This window comes from Aminobacter aminovorans, from assembly GCF_900445235.1.
GTDB classification, from domain to species: domain Bacteria; phylum Pseudomonadota; class Alphaproteobacteria; order Rhizobiales; family Rhizobiaceae; genus Aminobacter; species Aminobacter aminovorans.
This window is the reverse complement of the sequence record NZ_UFSM01000002.1, coordinates 324083-338698: the sequence shown is the minus strand read 5'-3', so window position 1 is coordinate 338698 and position 14616 is coordinate 324083. Positions and strand designations below refer to the sequence as shown.

The window sequence follows — 14616 nt, the reverse complement described above, 5'->3', positions numbered from 1 at the left end:
CCATGGAGCTGACGGGCAGCATCCTGGTGCTAGCAGGCGCGTTCTTCCTGTTTTCCGCCGGGCTCGGCCTGCTGCGCATGCCCGACACCTTTACCCGCATCCAGGCCGGCACCAAGGCCTCGACGCTGGGCAACATTCTTGTGCTTGCCGGGCTCGGTTTCCATCACCCGGATTGGGCGTTCAAGCTCCTGGTCGTTGGCTATTTCGTCATGATGACCAACCCGCTCTCCTCGCACGCGCTGTCGCGCGCAGCGCACGCCATCGGCACGCCTATGGCGCGGTCGACCATCGTCGACGCTCTGCGCGAGGAGGACGACCGGGCAGGCAACGGGGACGCGTCATGAAGACGGTCCTCTCCTTCCTCGTCGTACTTTTGTTCGGGGCGGTCTTCGCCAGTATCGTCGGCGGTTATGCCGAACGCGACAGCGTGTCCGCGCTCGCCGAACAGTACCTGGCCATGGTGCCGCGCGAACTCGGCGCACCCAATGTCGTGACGGGCATTCTGATCACCTATCGTGGCTTCGACACGCTCGGCGAAGTGGCGGTGCTGTTCATGGTTGCCGCGGGCGTCGGTGTGCTTTTGGGCGGCAAGGACACCGCTACGGCTGCGGAGCCAGGAATGAGGTCGCGTCGCCCCAGCGAACTGGTTGGCAACGGCGCCGAGATCATCCTGCCGCTGATCTTCCTGTTCGGCGCCTATGTTATCAAGAACGGCCACCTGTCGGCCGGCGGCGGCTTCCAGGGTGGTGCGGTGGTCGCCTCGGGAACCATGCTTCTGATGCTCGCCTTGCCGTCGACCAGGCTCAACCACGGTTTCCTCGGCGTGACGGAATCCCTTGCCGGCGTCGTCTATGTCGGGATCGGCATCCTCGGACTGGTATTCGCGGCCGGCTTCCTCGACAGCCACATCCTTCCCTCGGGTGAATTCGGCACGCTGGTCAGCGCCGGCGCCATCCCTGTCATCTCGGCGCTGCTGGGCGTCAAGGTCGGCGCAGAACTCAGCGTCATCGTCGACCGCTTTCGCAACTGAACGCAGGAAAACGCCATGGGCCTGCCTGTCTCGACACTGCTCATGACCACCGGCTTCCTGCTGGTGCTGATCGGCATGTGGGGCATCCTGCGCCATCGCAACATCCTGCGCATCATCATCGGCTTCGGCCTGATCGACACTGGGCTGCACATTGTCATGGTGGCGACCGGCTACATCACCGGTGGCACAGCGCCGATCATCGACACGGCACTCGCGATCGAGCAGGCGACGACGCGGGCGGTCGATCCAGTGCCTTCGGCTCTGGTCGTGACCGCGATCGTCATCGGCTTTTCGGTCACCGCCATCATGCTGGCTTTCGCCATCCGCATCCATGACGCCAGCAAGACGCTGTCTATCGACGCGCTGACGGAGTCCAAATGGTAGAAGCGCTGTTCCAGCCGCTGAACATCTTCCTGCTCGGCCTCGGCGGCGGCTTCCTCATCCCCCTGCTCTACCGCATCGCCAAGCCCTTGCCGGCGCTCGCCTTCATCGCAGCACTCTGCGGCATCGCGGCCATCTCCGGCGTCAACTTGTGGGCGCTGCAAGACGGCCAACCGGCCATCGAGGTCTATACCGCGGGTGCTGTGCCGCCGATCTCCATCAATCTGCGCTTCGGGGCCTGGGAGGCCTTCTTCACCTTCTGCGTCAACATAGCAGCGATACTCGGTGCCTGGCAGCTGTGGCAACGCCTGCGCAGCAGCTATGCGGCGCTCCTGCTCTATTTGATCCTCATCATGGGCATCAACGGCATGGTGATGACCCGCGACCTGTTCAATCTGTTCGTCTTCCTGGAGATCGTGTCCATAGCGACCTATGGCCTGCTCGGGCTCGAGCGCAGCCCGGCAGCGCTGGCGGCCAGTTTCAAATACGTCATGGCAACCGTGCTCGCCTCGTCGTTCCTGCTGCTCGGCTCGGTGTTGCTCTACCATGTCACCGGCACGCTCAACATCGACGAACTGATCGCACGGCGCGAACTCCTCGCCGGGCCGATCGGCACCACGGCGCTGATCTTCGTGCTGGCCTGCCTGATCCTCGAACTGAAACCGTTCCCGGCCAATGGCTGGGGTCTCGACGTCTACGAGACGGCGCCCGGTGGCATTGCCGCGCTGGTATCGGTCGGTGTTTCCACGGGCGTGTTCTTTGCGCTGCTCAAGCTCCTGCCCTTGTTCGAAAATCATCTCGCGCTGATCGCGGTCGCCGGCGGCGCCACCTTCCTGTTCTCCAATCTCGTCGGGCTCAGGCAAAGCAACGTCCAGCGCATGCTGGGTTACTCCTCCATCGCGCAGATGGGACTGATGATGCTGGCGCTGGCCTTGCTGCAGAAGCAGGGCGCGGCAGCCTCCATGCCACTGGTCATCGGCGGCCTGTTTGCCAACCATCTCTTCGCCAAGGCCGGGCTGTTCTGGCTCTCCGGCGCGGTGCAGCGCCCGCAGGTGGCCGGCTGGTCGACCGTTGCGGGGCGGCCCTTCCTTCTGCTCGTCTTGGCACTTCTGCTTGTCGCCATTGCCGGCCTGCCGCCCTTCCCCGGCTTCTGGGCCAAGTGGGAGTTGATCATGCAGCTTTCCGGAGCCCAGCTCTATGTCTGGATTGCCCTGATCCTGCTCGGTTCGCTGCTGGAGGCTGCCTACATGTTCGGCTGGTTCAAGCAGGCGACGCGGGCCATGCCCGGCGACCTGCCGGTCTCCGTCACGTGGCGAGACCTGTTGCCGGCCGCAGCCAGTGCCGTGCTGCTGGCCGTCGGCAGCTATTATGCGGCCGAGCTTGCAGGTGCTGCCTCGCTCTGGCTGTTTGCGCCGCTCATTGTGGCCATGGTGCTCTACGCGCTCGACTGGCTACCAGGGCGCGTCAAATGCTGCCTGATGCTTCTGGCCGTGCTCGGCGTTGGCAACTGGCTGATCTCCGATACGACAGGCATATCAGGGCTCTTTGCCACCGTGCTTCTGGCCGGCGGTCTGGTGGTGGCCTCGGCAGCGCTCTACAGACCGGATTCTCGCCCCGGCTATTATCCGCTGATGGCGGTGCTTTTGCTGTCAATCGCCGCGATGATGCGCGCGCAAACCAGCCTGGAGTTCTTCTTCGCCTGGGAACTGATCACGCTATCGTCCTACTTCATGATCGCGCAAGGTAGGCATGCCCACCCCTATGCCCTGCCCTTCCTGCTGTTTTCGCTGACCTCAGCCTTCTGCCTGCTTGCCGGCTTCGCGCTTGCCGATGCAGCCAACGGCACTTCCGTGCTGCAGGCGTTCCGGACAGGCGGGACGGACGCTGCCTCCGCCTTTGCGCTGCTGGCACTTGGCTTCCTCATCAAGGCCGGTGCGATCGGCTTCCATATCTGGCTGCCCGGCGCCTATGCCGAGGCCGACGACGACCTCTCGGCAATGCTGTCGTCGGTGGTCAGCAAGGTCGCCATCTTCGGCCTGTTCATGGTCACCTATCTTGCCATCCGCTCGCAGGCTGGGCTGGAGCTTGCCCATCTCATGGGCTGGATTGGCATGCTGACGACTGTGGTCGGCGCCGCCCTCGCCTTCAGGCAGGACGACGTCAAGCGGCTGCTTGCCTATTCGAGCATGAGCCAGCTCGGCTACATCATCACGGCAATCGCGCTCATGAGCCATCTTGGCTGGGTTACTGCCCTTTACCTCGTCGCCAACCATCTGATGGTCAAGGGCATCCTGTTCCTGGCCATTGCCGGCGTGATCCTGCGCTGCGGGACCCGCAGCCTCGACGGGCTCGGCGGCCTGGCCAAACGGATGCCACTGACCTTCGTCACTGCCGTCATTGCTCTTGTGTCGATGTCCGGCTTGCCCCCGCTCGCCGGCTTCGGCGGCAAATGGCTCCTGCTCAGCGCCATGGTCGACAAGGGCTGGTACGGCCTGGCGGCAGCAGGCATCCTGGCCACGCTGATCGGCCTGCTCTACATGTTCCGCCTCGCCCATGCGCTGTTTCTCGCGCCGCCGCAGGCTGCGGCCGTCGACGCCGGCGAAGCGCCGGTGCATCTTCTCCTGCCGCAAATCGTGCTTGTCGGGGCGATCCTCGTGCTCTCCTTCCAGCCCAAGCTGTTCATGGACCCGGTATCGACTGCCATCGATCCCCATTTCGCCTCAACGCTGGTCTGGCAGGGCATGTCGCTCGAGACGATCTATGGCTATTGGAATCCGGTTCCCGTCATGGCCGCCTCGATTGCCGGGGCCGGCGTTCTGTTCCTGATCGGATGGATCGTCTATCGCCTCGACCAAGGCCGCACTGCCGCCGAGGGTGTCGCCGAATTCTATCGCTACTACATCAAGATCTCGCAACCCTGGTCGGCGCCGCTGGCAACGAGGGTCTGGGAGAACATTGCACGCCTTGGCATTCGCTCAGCCGAAGCAACGCGCAGGATCTACAATGGCGACGGCCAGATGTATGTTCTTGTGGCGCTGTCTTACGTGCTGTTTCTGCTGTCGGCCAATCTCATTGCCGGACATGTCGGCTAACTCGAACCAGCATGGCCCGAGTGGGTCCAGAATTGGGCCAGACAATGCAAGCAGCGTTATTGGGCCTCGACACAGTGCAGAGATGCTCTGAGGCCCGCCATGGGAAAGCGTCGCGTGCCAGATCGGGTGCCAGATCACGTGGCAGTCAGTCACTGGTTGCGGGGTGGACTTTTCCCTGCTGACGTAGCCGCGACAAGACATCGGCAAGCTGGTCGGGATAGTCTGGCGTGAAGGTCCAGTAGTGAACCCCGGAGGCAGCCGCAGCGTCCATCAGGCCGCGCTCGCCGGGGGCCAGATCATAAAGCAGCGTGATAAGCACGTCGCTGCTGACCCACGGGTCGTCATACCAGAATGTATGCGAGGTTCGCGACAGACCGGGAATGTTCTCCGGCCTGACCCGAAGCAGTTCCAGACCGTCGGTCCGTGCGCTTTGCAGTAGCCAGGTCGTGTCATCCGCATCAAGTTCTTCCATATCAGGCCTGCCTGCGCGTGACGCACGGTTAATCGCCTGCGACAGCCTGAGCGCGCTATCGTTGAGATTGGCAGAAACAGTCACGCGTTCGGCCACGTCGGCGTAGTCGCGCATGTCTGTCACGAAGCGTCGAAAATCGGCGTCGGGGGCGGCGTGATAAACCTCGCCGAGACGCACCGGCCTGGCGTCCGGCTGCTTTGCCTTGCGCCCCGCCAATGCCAGGGCGTCGCTGCCGACAGTGCCGCCGGCGCTGTAGGTCAACAAGTCGACCTTGTCAGCAATTGTGTGCTTCGACAGGAGCTCGACCAACTTGGCCAGCTGGGGAGCCGCGCCGAAAGCGGTCACCATATCTCTCGGATACCTCAGGAAGTTCTCGGCCGTCGGCCAGGCGAATAGAACGACCACGGCGGTCCGGCCTGTGAAATGGCGCAGCTGCGCTGCCTGTCCGGCGGCACGTTCAACGGTGGTGTTGGCGCCGTGGACATAGACAATGACGTCGCGATCCGGGCTCGCGGCCAACGCTTGGTCGATCTTGTCGAACCAGGCTATCGCCGCGGGTGAAAGCGCCTGATCCGGCTCGATTGCCGCCTGCTCATTCAGATTGCTGAGATGGAGGAATGGCCGCCGGTCGTCGCTTGCACCGGTCGACCAGGCATAAATCCTGTCCCAGGTCGTACCTTCCTCGCCGATTCTGACCGTCGCCTCCCCGAGATGCAGATCCCTGCCCGGGATGACCGCATAGAGGCGGTCGTTGCGCGGCCCGATGGGCAGCCGGTTGGTGGCGTAGAAAAGATCGATCTCCGGATCTGACTTGCGCTCTGGATTGGAGGTGAAGGAGCTTGACAGGCCGCTGAGGAAAGCGAGCGGGGCGGGCATCAGGCGCATGGGCGGCTGGTAAAAGGAAATGGCTATGGTCGCCCCGGCGACGACAAGGCAGAAGATGGCGAGATAGCGGAACATATTGTCCTCGGCCGGTGCGTGTTCAGTTCCTCAACACGCGCCGGAACAGCTCGCGCATGGTCAGGTGGTGGTCGAAATGTCCATCGCGCAGGAAGTACAGAACCTGCGCGATGACCAATGGATTGTTCATCATGAATGTGTGGGACGTCGGCAGCACGATATGGTCAGCCATGCCTTCGAGTTTGGTGCTCTCGACCGAAACTTTGCCGTCATTGGGGCCGCTGAACAATTGGGAGAACGCGGGATTGGTCGATCTGTCGCCGGCTATGATGCCGAGATTGAAATCTGCCGGCCCGAGCGTGTTGGGAATGCTGCCCGGATTGGTGCCCAGTTGCCGGCCGGCTGGTCCGGTGAGCATCTGCAGGATTGCGAGATCGCCGAATTCGTCGATGATCTCGGAGCCGCCATTTGGCGGACCCAGCATGACCACGCGGCCGAGGTTTCCAGGCCTGTGCTGCTGCAGCCAGGCCCGGACCAGTATGCCGCCAAGCGAGTGCGTCACGAAGTGGATATTCCCAGACGTCCCACATCTGATCACCGACTTGTCGACATGCTCGATCAGCTTTTCAACCGGAGCTTTCAGGGAGGGATAGCCGTCATTCACCACCCTGAAGTCGTTGGCCTCCAGTGCCTCCTCGATCAGGAGCAGCGATGGGGCCGAACGCCCAAGGCCGTGAAGCAGCACCACGCAATCCTGCGCCGATGCAGCGGACCAAAACAGAGACAACATCAATGCCAGGAAACAGCGCATGCCCGTAAGCGCAACCTTCTGCGGATGTTGATGGTGCTTACGCTGCGGGCTCAGGTCATGCCTTCTGACCGCGTAAGTGTTGCCTCGACCCCGGCGCAGTGACCTGGCGGCCCGATGAATGGGCCGCCGATCCGCTACGTCGCAGACAGGCGCCTACCGGCAAGGTGCGAGATAAGTCACCGGCCTGCCGTAGCGATCGACCATTGGTCGTCCACGGCTGTCGACCCGCTGGAAGCGGCACTCGCCCGGAGCGGTCCCGGCACCAATCATGGCACCCGCCACACCGCCGATTGCCGCACCCGCGACCGTTGCCCCGGTATTGCCGCCGATGGCCTGGCCAACCAGTGCGCCGCCTGTTGCGCCAATGGCGGCTCCGCCGAGCGCGCGTTCCTGGGGCGTGTTGCACGCCGACATAGCCAGGGCGATCACAAGGAGAACAGCAACCTCACCCATTGTTCGTATCATCGATCGATTCCTCCACTACGGTGCACATGTCGATTGCATGAGCACCGACGACAATGCTGCCATTGCTTTAGTCGATTGAAACGTCGAAGTGATTGGCTGAGCGTCCCAATCCTATGCACTGCGCCTCAATCGCAGCGTGTCACGCGGCCTCTCGTCTCACGGAAACGATCAACTCGCCTTTGCGCCACTAACAGCCCCGTCTCCTCAGCGCCAAGGGCGACGGAGGTTGGCATAGTGTCCAGATATTATGCATCACGTCCCAAAGACGCCGGTCGGCATGAAGCGCTTGTTGACAACAGGTCTACTGAGGAACTGACATCAGGCAGATGTCGTTTGTAATCGAGGTTCGTCATGAAACGTTTGTTGGCTCTGTGTCTTGCGATCGGCCTTGCAATGCCGCTGGCGGCGCCCACTCCGGCTCAGGCGGTAACCGTCAACATCACAATCGGAACCAGCCTGAACCACGGCCGGGCCATTAGTTGCAGCCAAGGCCAAAGACTGCTTCAGAACAGAGGCTTCCGTGAGGTCCGGCGCATAGACTGCCGCGGCAGGATTTTCATCTACCACGCCCGGCGCGGCAGCAGCAGGTTTGAAATCGCGCTGAACTCACGCACGGGGCGTGTGGTGGATGTTCGACGCATTCGCAGGTGATCCATTCCACGTCACTTTCTGCACGTCCTTGATGGCGATCCTGCAGGGTGGTCTTGTGATGAAGTACGGAAGCTTCCCATGACAATTGGCAATGACCCGGGTCTCGATCGTCGCGGCTTCATGATCGGATCCGTCGCAACCGTTGGTGCGGCAGCCGCACTCGTGACGGGCGCTGCCCAGGCACAATCAAGATCGACGTCTGCCGGCTCGTTGGCCGTTGATGGAAAAGGCACCGTTTTCACGGGCGATACCATCGACGGAAAGAAGGTCGTCACTTCGCTCGACGTGAAGGATCTGGAGGCCGGACAGACGCATCGCCTATATTTTCAGGGTGTGGAGACGCCCACCGGGCAGCACTGGTACGTGTCCGTAACAGTCACCAGGGGCGCAAAGCCGGGCAAGCGTGTCGTCCTGACAAGCGGTGTGCATGGTGACGAGATGAGTTCCATACATACGGTCCATACCGTGATGAACCAGCTCGAGCCGGCGAAGATGTCCGGCACCGTGATGGCGGTTACCGATATATCCCGACCGGCCCTGGAAAGCATGCAACGCCGGTGGCCGAACCAGGGCAGAGGTATCGACCTGATCGACATGAACCGGGAATGGCCCGGGAATGAGAACGGCCTCACCGCGCCAAGCCGCCATGCCGGGCTTCTGTTCAACAGGCTGCTGCGGCCGAATGCCGACGCAGCGATCGATTTCCACACCGGGACGACCGGGTTCGAAGTCACCGCATTCAACATCGGCGAAATAGACAGGCCCGAGGTCAAGGCAATGCTGGATCTCTATCCCGTCGGCCAGATTCTCAACATGCCGAAAGCCGCCTATCCAACGGTCTTGCACAATGCGTTCATAGACGTGGGAATTCCGGCGATTGCACCGGAGATCGGCGCTGCCCGCGTACTGGATCGCGAGATGATCGCGCTGTTCGTCGAAGGGACGATGAACGTCCTCAAGCATTACGGGATCGTTGCCGGACCGATGGGCCGCACTGCCAAGGGCATGGCTGTCTTTGTCGGCAATAGCGGGTTCCCGGTTCTGGCCACCGCAGGCGGGCTCGTCGAGCATCTGGTCAAACTGAACGACAAAGTTGTACCCGGACAAAAAGTGGCCATTCAGCGCAACAGCTTCGGTGAAGTGGTCGCCGAGTATACAGCCGGAGTGGCCGGAGAGATTTCGGGACAGCGCAGCGATGCGATGTCCGAGCCCGGCAACCCTCTCGCGTTCATTCTGTTCAACAAGGCGCCCCAAGACGGCGTTGAAATCTACCCCGAATAGAACATCTGCGCGCGCCGCCACCTCGCCCGCACCAGCGCGCCAGCTTGGAGAACTATCATGTGGAGAGAACTGTCGATCGCTGCGATCAGCGTACTGACGCTTGCAGGCTTCGAGCATCCGGCCTCAGGCGCGGCGATCGGTGCAGGCAACCCCCATCCCGTCAGTGAATACACGTGCGAGGACGGCACGCGCCTGGCAGTGCGCCTGCTCGGAGACCACGCCTCGGTATCCATCAACGGAGCGACCGAGATCGAATTGCCCGCCATGGGACCAGACGGAACAACCTATTCGAATGGTCAGCAGACGATCACCATAGTGCAGGGAAAGCTAACGTGGGGCATTGGCAGAGCAGTGCCATCCGCATGCACCGGCGGTTAAGCGACTGATCTCGTTGCAGGAATAAGGATCGTCAACCAAAGGGACGGTTGGCGCCTTTGGGACTCCGTAATAGCCGTAAATCCGGCGGACGCTGTCGTCGAATCGGTCATATTGCCCCTCGCGACAACGGAATGATCATGGCCCTGTCTCGAAAGATTGGATTTGTCGGAACCGGCGCCATTACTGACGCTATGGTACGCGGCCTGCTCACCGAGCCGGCCGCTGTGTCCTACGTGATGGTGTCGCAACGCAGCGCAGATATCTCGGCCAAATTGTCCGCGGATTTCCCAACTGTAATCGTCTCAGGCGACAACCAGGCGATCGTAGATCAATGCGATACAGTGGTGCTGGCTATCCGCCCGCAGATCGCGGAGGAGGTCATCCGACCGCTTCGGTTCCGCGACGGGCAGAGCGTGATCAGCGTCGTTGCCGCAACGAGCCGAAGCGCGCTTCTCGACTGGATCGGCGCGGATGTGCGTCTCTCCCAAGCGATTCCACTGCCTTTTGTCGGAAGGCGCAAGGGCGTCACAGCCGTCTACCCGCCTGATACCGATACGGCTGCCATCTTCGACGTGCTGGGCAAAGCAGTCGAATGCGAGACAAAGACGGAGTACGATCTCCTCGCTGCGGCAAGCGCCCTGATGGCTACCTATTTCGGCATCATGCAAACTACGGCCGCCTGGCTCGCGGAGAACGGCCTCCCGGAAGAAAAGGGTCGCGCCTATCTCGCTCCTCTGTTCTCCGGCCTCGCCGAAACGGCGCTATTGGCCGGCAAGGATGTTGAATTCCTCGAAATGAGCCACGAATTCGCCACCAAGGGCGGCCTCAACGAGCAGGTCCTACATGACTTCAACGAAGACGGTGGCAGCCGCTCCCTGGTGCTGGCCCTCGATCGGGTTTTTGCGCGGATCCAAGGTTAGACTTATGCGGTTCCGATAGGATGAAGGGACATCGCGTGCCATGCCGATGATGCTGTTCAATGCGGTTGTTGAGTTGGCGTCGGTGGATGCGGTTCAGCTGTCGTCATCCGACATGGAACTCGGCTCTCGCAATTTCAGGTAATGTTTGACTGTCGCTTGGTCTGACAGTCGCTCACAGAGACTCCAACTCAGTCGGGCCTCGCTCCTGGGTTTGCATCACCACATCCTCCACAGTTGACTCGGCGAGCTTGGTGGATAAGGTCCCCATCGCGAGGTAACGTCCTCTCCCGTATTGGGAAAGAATGTCCGGGAACGGCCCGGCCCACCAAGGGTCGAGGCGTGTTCCGGTGTTGTTATCTCTTGCAGCTTCATCCTGTTAGAGGCGCGCTACCCGACATCCGCCACGAATCCCAGTCGCGTATGGCTGCGAGGTTCGAGAAATCCTGGTCGAGGGAGTGCGCGCAATTGTCTTCGGCCGAACCACGACAGCATGACCAGCGATCACAATCCTGATAATCCGGCGAGCAGCCCATCGGGCCGCTGGCCACTCATCCGCTGGTTTGCCTCGTCTGCAACCTTGTCGGTGCCGCAGGCTGCGGGACCGGTGGCCTTTTCGCTTCTTGCTCTGAGCTTGGTGGGCGACGCGAGAGGGGGAGCTGGCATAATCCTCGCAATGACGATCGCACAGGTGGCAGGGGCAATTCCGATCACGCGTCTTGGCAGGAACCTGCCGGCCTCCACGTTCCTCAGGCTCTTGGTGGGATTTCGGACGATTGCCTTGGCTGGCATCGCTTTGTGCGCCTACTACGAGGCCCCCTTCCTCTGGCTCGTCTGCCTCGCGGCCTTGGCCGGATCGGTGAATGGCGCAGCATTCGGCTACCTGAGGTCGCTGCTCAATCATTTCACGCCCGCATCGCGCTTGCCGCGTGCCCTCGGGATAGCATCCACCCTCAACGAATTGACTTTCGTCCTGGGGCCTGTCGCGGCGTCCGGTCTCGGTTCGATATCGCCCGTCTTCGCCTTGCTGGCGATCACCGCAATGGGAGCGATACCCATCCTCCTGATCCCTCAGGCAAACCTGGTCCATGTCACGGACATCCCGCATACGGAGGGCTCTATCCTGAGCCCTTCCATCTTGCTCTGGCTCGCCTGCGCGGCCGCTGGCGGCTCAACTGTCGCGGCAATTGAGATCGGCGCTGTCGCGTTAGCTCTGAAGTTCGGTTACGAGCCGGCCTTTGCCATTCTGTTCACGGTGCCGCTATGCTTGGCTTCAGTCGCAGGAGGGATCTGGGTGAGTGTGCGGAACCGGCTGGCGAGCAGGCGCATAGTGGTCGTCCAGTTGGGGGTCATGACGCTGGGAGCTGCTCTAGCGGCGTTGGGGTCGTCTCTCGTGACGACCGTGATCGGAGCTATCCTCATAGGCTTCGTGCTTGCGCCGCTCGGAACCCACTACGCGCTTGCGCTTGATCGGTTAGCGCCTCCGCGAAAGCGGCCCGCAGTGTTTGCGCTGCTGCGTACCGCGAACGCCATCGGCGTGATCTTCGCCAGCGCGGCGCTAACGGTCATCTCCCTGTCCGGCGCATTGTTTGTGGTCACCGGTGCGATGATCGCGGTAATGCTCGTCGCTGGATTCGCGCCCGTCGTCCGGAGGCAGGCCGTCTGGATGACGGGGCCTTAGCAGCAAAGGACGCGCCGCCGGGATCCGCGCCGAGACTACAGCAAGGGGTGGCAACGGTGCCGGAACCTGTCCGGTTTCGGGGCGAGACTCGGATAAGCTGACATAGAACAATGTCGGATGACCAACAGGGCACTCGACCGTTTCGGTAAGTGTCACCGAAGCAGCGCTTTCCCAATCCCGCAATTCCACGGAGAACTCACATGCCGGTAGCAGCTAGGAAGACAAGCGCTCGCTATTGACTGACTAGTCAGTTTGCGTAATCTGAGAGCAACACGCAAATCGAAGGGGTCGATAGGTCCGCGAGAATGGAGAAACGAAGACCCGATGGCTCGCACTTCCCTTCTTGGCACCGACCCCGCCACGCAACGATTGCACGGCCACAGCAACCAAGGGCTTTAGAATGCAGCCAAGTAACTTGCCCATTGCAAACGAGATCGTACTTAAGCGCTTAGTGGATGAGCTTATTCCAGGCGATGGTTGCTGGCCCTCGGCCTCTGAGGTTGGCGTCCATGGTCTGGTGTTGTTGCGCCTGTCTGGCGATCGGCCCTCCCGCGCCATCGAATTATTGGCCACAGCGCTCGAACCTGCTTCAGAAGGCCTGCTGAACGCCGCTTCGGAACGCCGCATCTCGGCTGTTCGACAGTTTGAAGAGGCAAACCCTGTTCTATTCGACAAGATCTACACCGCAGCGCTGCTCGCCTACTACGAGATGCCGGGAGTAGTGGAAGCGATCAGGGCCGGTGGTCGACCATACTCCACATTCCCCCATGCAGACGGATACCCCATGCCGGCCTTTGACCTTGAACGTGATACGCCGACCCACGGCCGCGGACGCTATCTGCGAACCGAGGACGTCGTGCCCCTGGACCTGTCGTCGATCGACCTTGGCTCAGCAACGACCGAACGTTGGGGGATGAAGCGATGAGCCGGCAGCGTATCTGCGACGTCCTGATCGTCGGTGCCGGCGCGACGGGGTCGCTCGCCGCGCTCGTCTTCGCGAAAGCTGGACTCGACGTGGTCTGCCTGGAGCAGGGATCGTGGGTAAACGCTGGTGATCGGCCGCACGGACATGCGGACTGGTCTTGGCAGAGACGCGGTCGATGGAACCCCGACGTCAACAAACGCGATCACGCCGATGATTTTCCAGTCGAGTCCAACTCATCGCAGGTACTCATGTGGAACGCCGTGGGCGGGTCGACCAACGTTTATGGCGGCCTATGGCCACGCTACCGTCCGTCAGACTTCAGGAAGGGCACCGAGCACGGCCTTCAGCCCGACTGGCCTATCACCTATGAGGACATCTCTCCCTTCTATGAACTCGCGGATCAGGTCGTAGGCGTCTCTGGGTTGGCGGGCGACCCTGCAATGCCGCCGCGAGAGCGTTGCCCAACCCGCCCGCTGCCTGTTTCCGACGTCGCCCGGCGGCTTTCGTCCGGCTTTGACAGGCTTGATTGGCATTGGTGGCCCGTCGAGGCATCTGTCATCTCGGAAGACTACGATGGTCGCCCTGCCTGCAACAATTGCGGCGTATGCAGCGGCTGCCCTCGTGGCTCGATGAACGAATACGCGACATCTATCTGGCCCAAGGCTTTGCGTGCGGGGTGTGAACTGCGAACCCACGCCCGCGTCCTCAGGATCGAAAAGGGGGCGGACGGTCGCGCTACCGGCGCCCACTACATAGATCGCAACTCCGACCAGCTTCTGTTCCAGAAGGCGCGGATTGTCGTCGTGGCAGCCAACGGCGTTGGCACGCCGCGTCTCCTGCTGGGTTCGGACAACCTCGCCAACGGTAACGACCAGGTCGGCCGCAACCTGCTCCACCACACGCTCGTGGCGTCCGAAATGTGGGTCGACCGCCCGGTCGACGGCCACATCGGCTATGCTGCCTCGCTGATCAGTCGCGAATTCGCCGAAACCGACCTGTCGCGCGGCTTCGTGAACGGTTTCAACCTCAACTGCATCTCTTCGACCCCATCTGCCGGGGAGTTGGCGGCCGGATGGCTTTCGTCTGCCCGCGCGCCATGGGGGTCAGGGCATCATCGATGGTTTGAAAATCATTTCGGCCATTCCATCGGCGTCTTTGCCATAGGCGACGATCTTCCCAACCCCGAAAATCGGGTCACGCTGGATACTCGGACGGATTCGGACGGAATGCCCGGAGCCAAGCTGCATTACACGCCCGGCGAAAACGACAAGCGCATGATGAACTACATGCTTGATCGGTTGAAGGATCTCGCGCAGGCATGTGATGCCGTCGAGTATCGCCTGCAGGATTACCGCGATGCGAATGGAGTATACCGGACGCCCGCCTGGCACATGCTTGGAACATGCCGGATGGGCAAGGATCCGGAAACCTCCGTGGTGAACGGCTGGAACCAGAGTTGGGAGGTGCCCAACCTGTTCATCATCGACGGGAGCGTGCTTGCGACCGGCGGAACCGTGAATCCGACGCCGACGATATCCGCTCTGGCGCTGCGGGCCGCGACCTACATACGCGACAACTTCGTCGCCTTGTCCAAGGCCACCAATGTTCCGGCAATGGCATGATTGCCTGGCG

Annotated in this window: 14 protein-coding genes; 11 read left to right on the top strand and 3 right to left on the bottom strand. The window is 61.7% G+C overall.

Going from position 1 to position 14616, the window contains the following annotated elements; genetic code table 11:
• Positions 1 to 2: 2 nt before the first annotated feature.
• From mnhG to DY201_RS26140, 4 genes are read left to right on the top strand one after another with little or no spacing between them, the layout of a single operon-like run.
• Positions 3 to 344 (top strand): monovalent cation/H(+) antiporter subunit G, encoded by a 342-nt coding sequence (gene mnhG / locus DY201_RS26155; RefSeq protein WP_115734233.1) that lies wholly within the window; start codon positions 3 to 5, stop codon positions 342 to 344.
• Positions 341 to 1030, top strand: coding sequence for a hydrogen gas-evolving membrane-bound hydrogenase subunit E (gene mbhE / locus DY201_RS26150; protein ID WP_115734232.1), 690 nt, complete (start codon positions 341 to 343; stop codon positions 1028 to 1030). Before mnhG ends, mbhE begins: the two co-directional genes overlap by 4 nt.
• A 15-nt stretch (positions 1031 to 1045) precedes the next feature.
• Entirely contained in the window at positions 1046 to 1414 is a 369-nt protein-coding gene (locus tag DY201_RS26145; RefSeq protein WP_115734231.1) for a sodium:proton antiporter, read from the top strand.
• Complete coding sequence (locus tag DY201_RS26140) at positions 1408 to 4503, top strand: complex I subunit 5 family protein (RefSeq protein ID WP_115734230.1); 3096 nt, start codon at positions 1408 to 1410, stop codon at positions 4501 to 4503. Before DY201_RS26145 ends, DY201_RS26140 begins: the two co-directional genes overlap by 7 nt.
• Before the next feature lie 145 nt (positions 4504 to 4648).
• On the opposite strand, the gene DY201_RS26135 is transcribed toward DY201_RS26140, so the two are convergent.
• From DY201_RS26135 to DY201_RS26125, 3 genes are all read right to left on the bottom strand, one after another.
• Positions 4649 to 5935, bottom strand: coding sequence for an alpha/beta hydrolase (locus DY201_RS26135; RefSeq protein ID WP_115734229.1), 1287 nt, complete (start codon positions 5933 to 5935; stop codon positions 4649 to 4651).
• A 22-nt stretch (positions 5936 to 5957) separates the two neighbouring features.
• Positions 5958 to 6620, bottom strand: a complete 663-nt coding sequence (locus tag DY201_RS26130) for an alpha/beta hydrolase (protein WP_245432177.1) — start codon at positions 6618 to 6620, stop codon at positions 5958 to 5960.
• Positions 6621 to 6839: 219 nt separating this feature from the next.
• The gene (locus DY201_RS26125; protein WP_115734227.1) at positions 6840 to 7139 is read right to left on the bottom strand and encodes a hypothetical protein; all 300 of its coding nucleotides are present in this window, start codon (positions 7137 to 7139) and stop codon (positions 6840 to 6842) included.
• A 363-nt stretch (positions 7140 to 7502) separates the two neighbouring features.
• Between DY201_RS26125 and DY201_RS26120 the strand changes: the two genes are divergently transcribed.
• The 7 genes from DY201_RS26120 to DY201_RS26090 all read left to right on the top strand — a co-directional run bounded on the left by DY201_RS26120 (position 7503) and on the right by DY201_RS26090 (position 14606).
• Positions 7503 to 7802 carry a hypothetical protein gene (locus DY201_RS26120; protein WP_115734226.1) on the top strand — a complete coding sequence of 100 codons (300 nt, stop codon included), beginning with the start codon at positions 7503 to 7505 and terminating at the stop codon, positions 7800 to 7802.
• 78 nt (positions 7803 to 7880) lie between these two features.
• Positions 7881 to 9083 (top strand): succinylglutamate desuccinylase/aspartoacylase family protein, encoded by a 1203-nt coding sequence (locus tag DY201_RS26115; RefSeq protein WP_115734225.1) that lies wholly within the window; start codon positions 7881 to 7883, stop codon positions 9081 to 9083.
• A 57-nt stretch (positions 9084 to 9140) separates the two neighbouring features.
• Complete coding sequence (locus DY201_RS26110) at positions 9141 to 9461, top strand: hypothetical protein (protein ID WP_245432176.1); 321 nt, start codon at positions 9141 to 9143, stop codon at positions 9459 to 9461.
• A gap of 137 nt (positions 9462 to 9598) precedes the next feature.
• Positions 9599 to 10381: a pyrroline-5-carboxylate reductase gene (locus tag DY201_RS26105; protein WP_115734326.1), complete on the top strand. Its 783-nt coding sequence runs from the start codon at positions 9599 to 9601 to the stop codon at positions 10379 to 10381.
• A gap of 490 nt (positions 10382 to 10871) precedes the next feature.
• Positions 10872 to 12059 carry an MFS transporter gene (locus DY201_RS26100; RefSeq protein WP_115734224.1) on the top strand — a complete coding sequence of 396 codons (1188 nt, stop codon included), beginning with the start codon at positions 10872 to 10874 and terminating at the stop codon, positions 12057 to 12059.
• A gap of 415 nt (positions 12060 to 12474) precedes the next feature.
• Positions 12475 to 12984, top strand: coding sequence for a hypothetical protein (locus DY201_RS26095; RefSeq protein ID WP_210210434.1), 510 nt, complete (start codon positions 12475 to 12477; stop codon positions 12982 to 12984).
• A complete protein-coding gene (locus DY201_RS26090) occupies positions 12981 to 14606 on the top strand; it encodes a GMC family oxidoreductase (RefSeq protein WP_115734222.1) in 1626 nt (541 codons plus the stop codon). The genes DY201_RS26095 and DY201_RS26090 overlap by 4 nt, the downstream gene beginning before the upstream one ends.
• Positions 14607 to 14616 lie beyond the last annotated feature (10 nt).

What these genes read in the sequence shown, in the direction of transcription:
- DY201_RS26115 (WP_115734225.1), top strand. Translation starts at nt 7,881, where the DNA reads ATGACAATTGGCAATGACCCGGGTCTCGATCGTCGCGGCTTCATGATC.
- mbhE (WP_115734232.1), top strand. Translation starts at nt 341, where the DNA reads ATGAAGACGGTCCTCTCCTTCCTCGTCGTACTTTTGTTCGGGGCGGTC.
- DY201_RS26120 (WP_115734226.1), top strand. Translation starts at nt 7,503, where the DNA reads ATGAAACGTTTGTTGGCTCTGTGTCTTGCGATCGGCCTTGCAATGCCG.
- DY201_RS26140 (WP_115734230.1), top strand. Translation starts at nt 1,408, where the DNA reads ATGGTAGAAGCGCTGTTCCAGCCGCTGAACATCTTCCTGCTCGGCCTC.
- DY201_RS26100 (WP_115734224.1), top strand. Translation starts at nt 10,872, where the DNA reads ATGACCAGCGATCACAATCCTGATAATCCGGCGAGCAGCCCATCGGGC.
- DY201_RS26110 (WP_245432176.1), top strand. Translation starts at nt 9,141, where the DNA reads ATGTGGAGAGAACTGTCGATCGCTGCGATCAGCGTACTGACGCTTGCA.
- DY201_RS26135 (WP_115734229.1), bottom strand. Translation starts at nt 5,935, where the DNA reads ATGTTCCGCTATCTCGCCATCTTCTGCCTTGTCGTCGCCGGGGCGACC.
- DY201_RS26090 (WP_115734222.1), top strand. Translation starts at nt 12,981, where the DNA reads ATGAGCCGGCAGCGTATCTGCGACGTCCTGATCGTCGGTGCCGGCGCG.
- DY201_RS26105 (WP_115734326.1), top strand. Translation starts at nt 9,599, where the DNA reads ATGGCCCTGTCTCGAAAGATTGGATTTGTCGGAACCGGCGCCATTACT.
- DY201_RS26145 (WP_115734231.1), top strand. Translation starts at nt 1,046, where the DNA reads ATGGGCCTGCCTGTCTCGACACTGCTCATGACCACCGGCTTCCTGCTG.
- DY201_RS26125 (WP_115734227.1), bottom strand. Translation starts at nt 7,139, where the DNA reads ATGGGTGAGGTTGCTGTTCTCCTTGTGATCGCCCTGGCTATGTCGGCG.
- mnhG (WP_115734233.1), top strand. Translation starts at nt 3, where the DNA reads ATGGAGCTGACGGGCAGCATCCTGGTGCTAGCAGGCGCGTTCTTCCTG.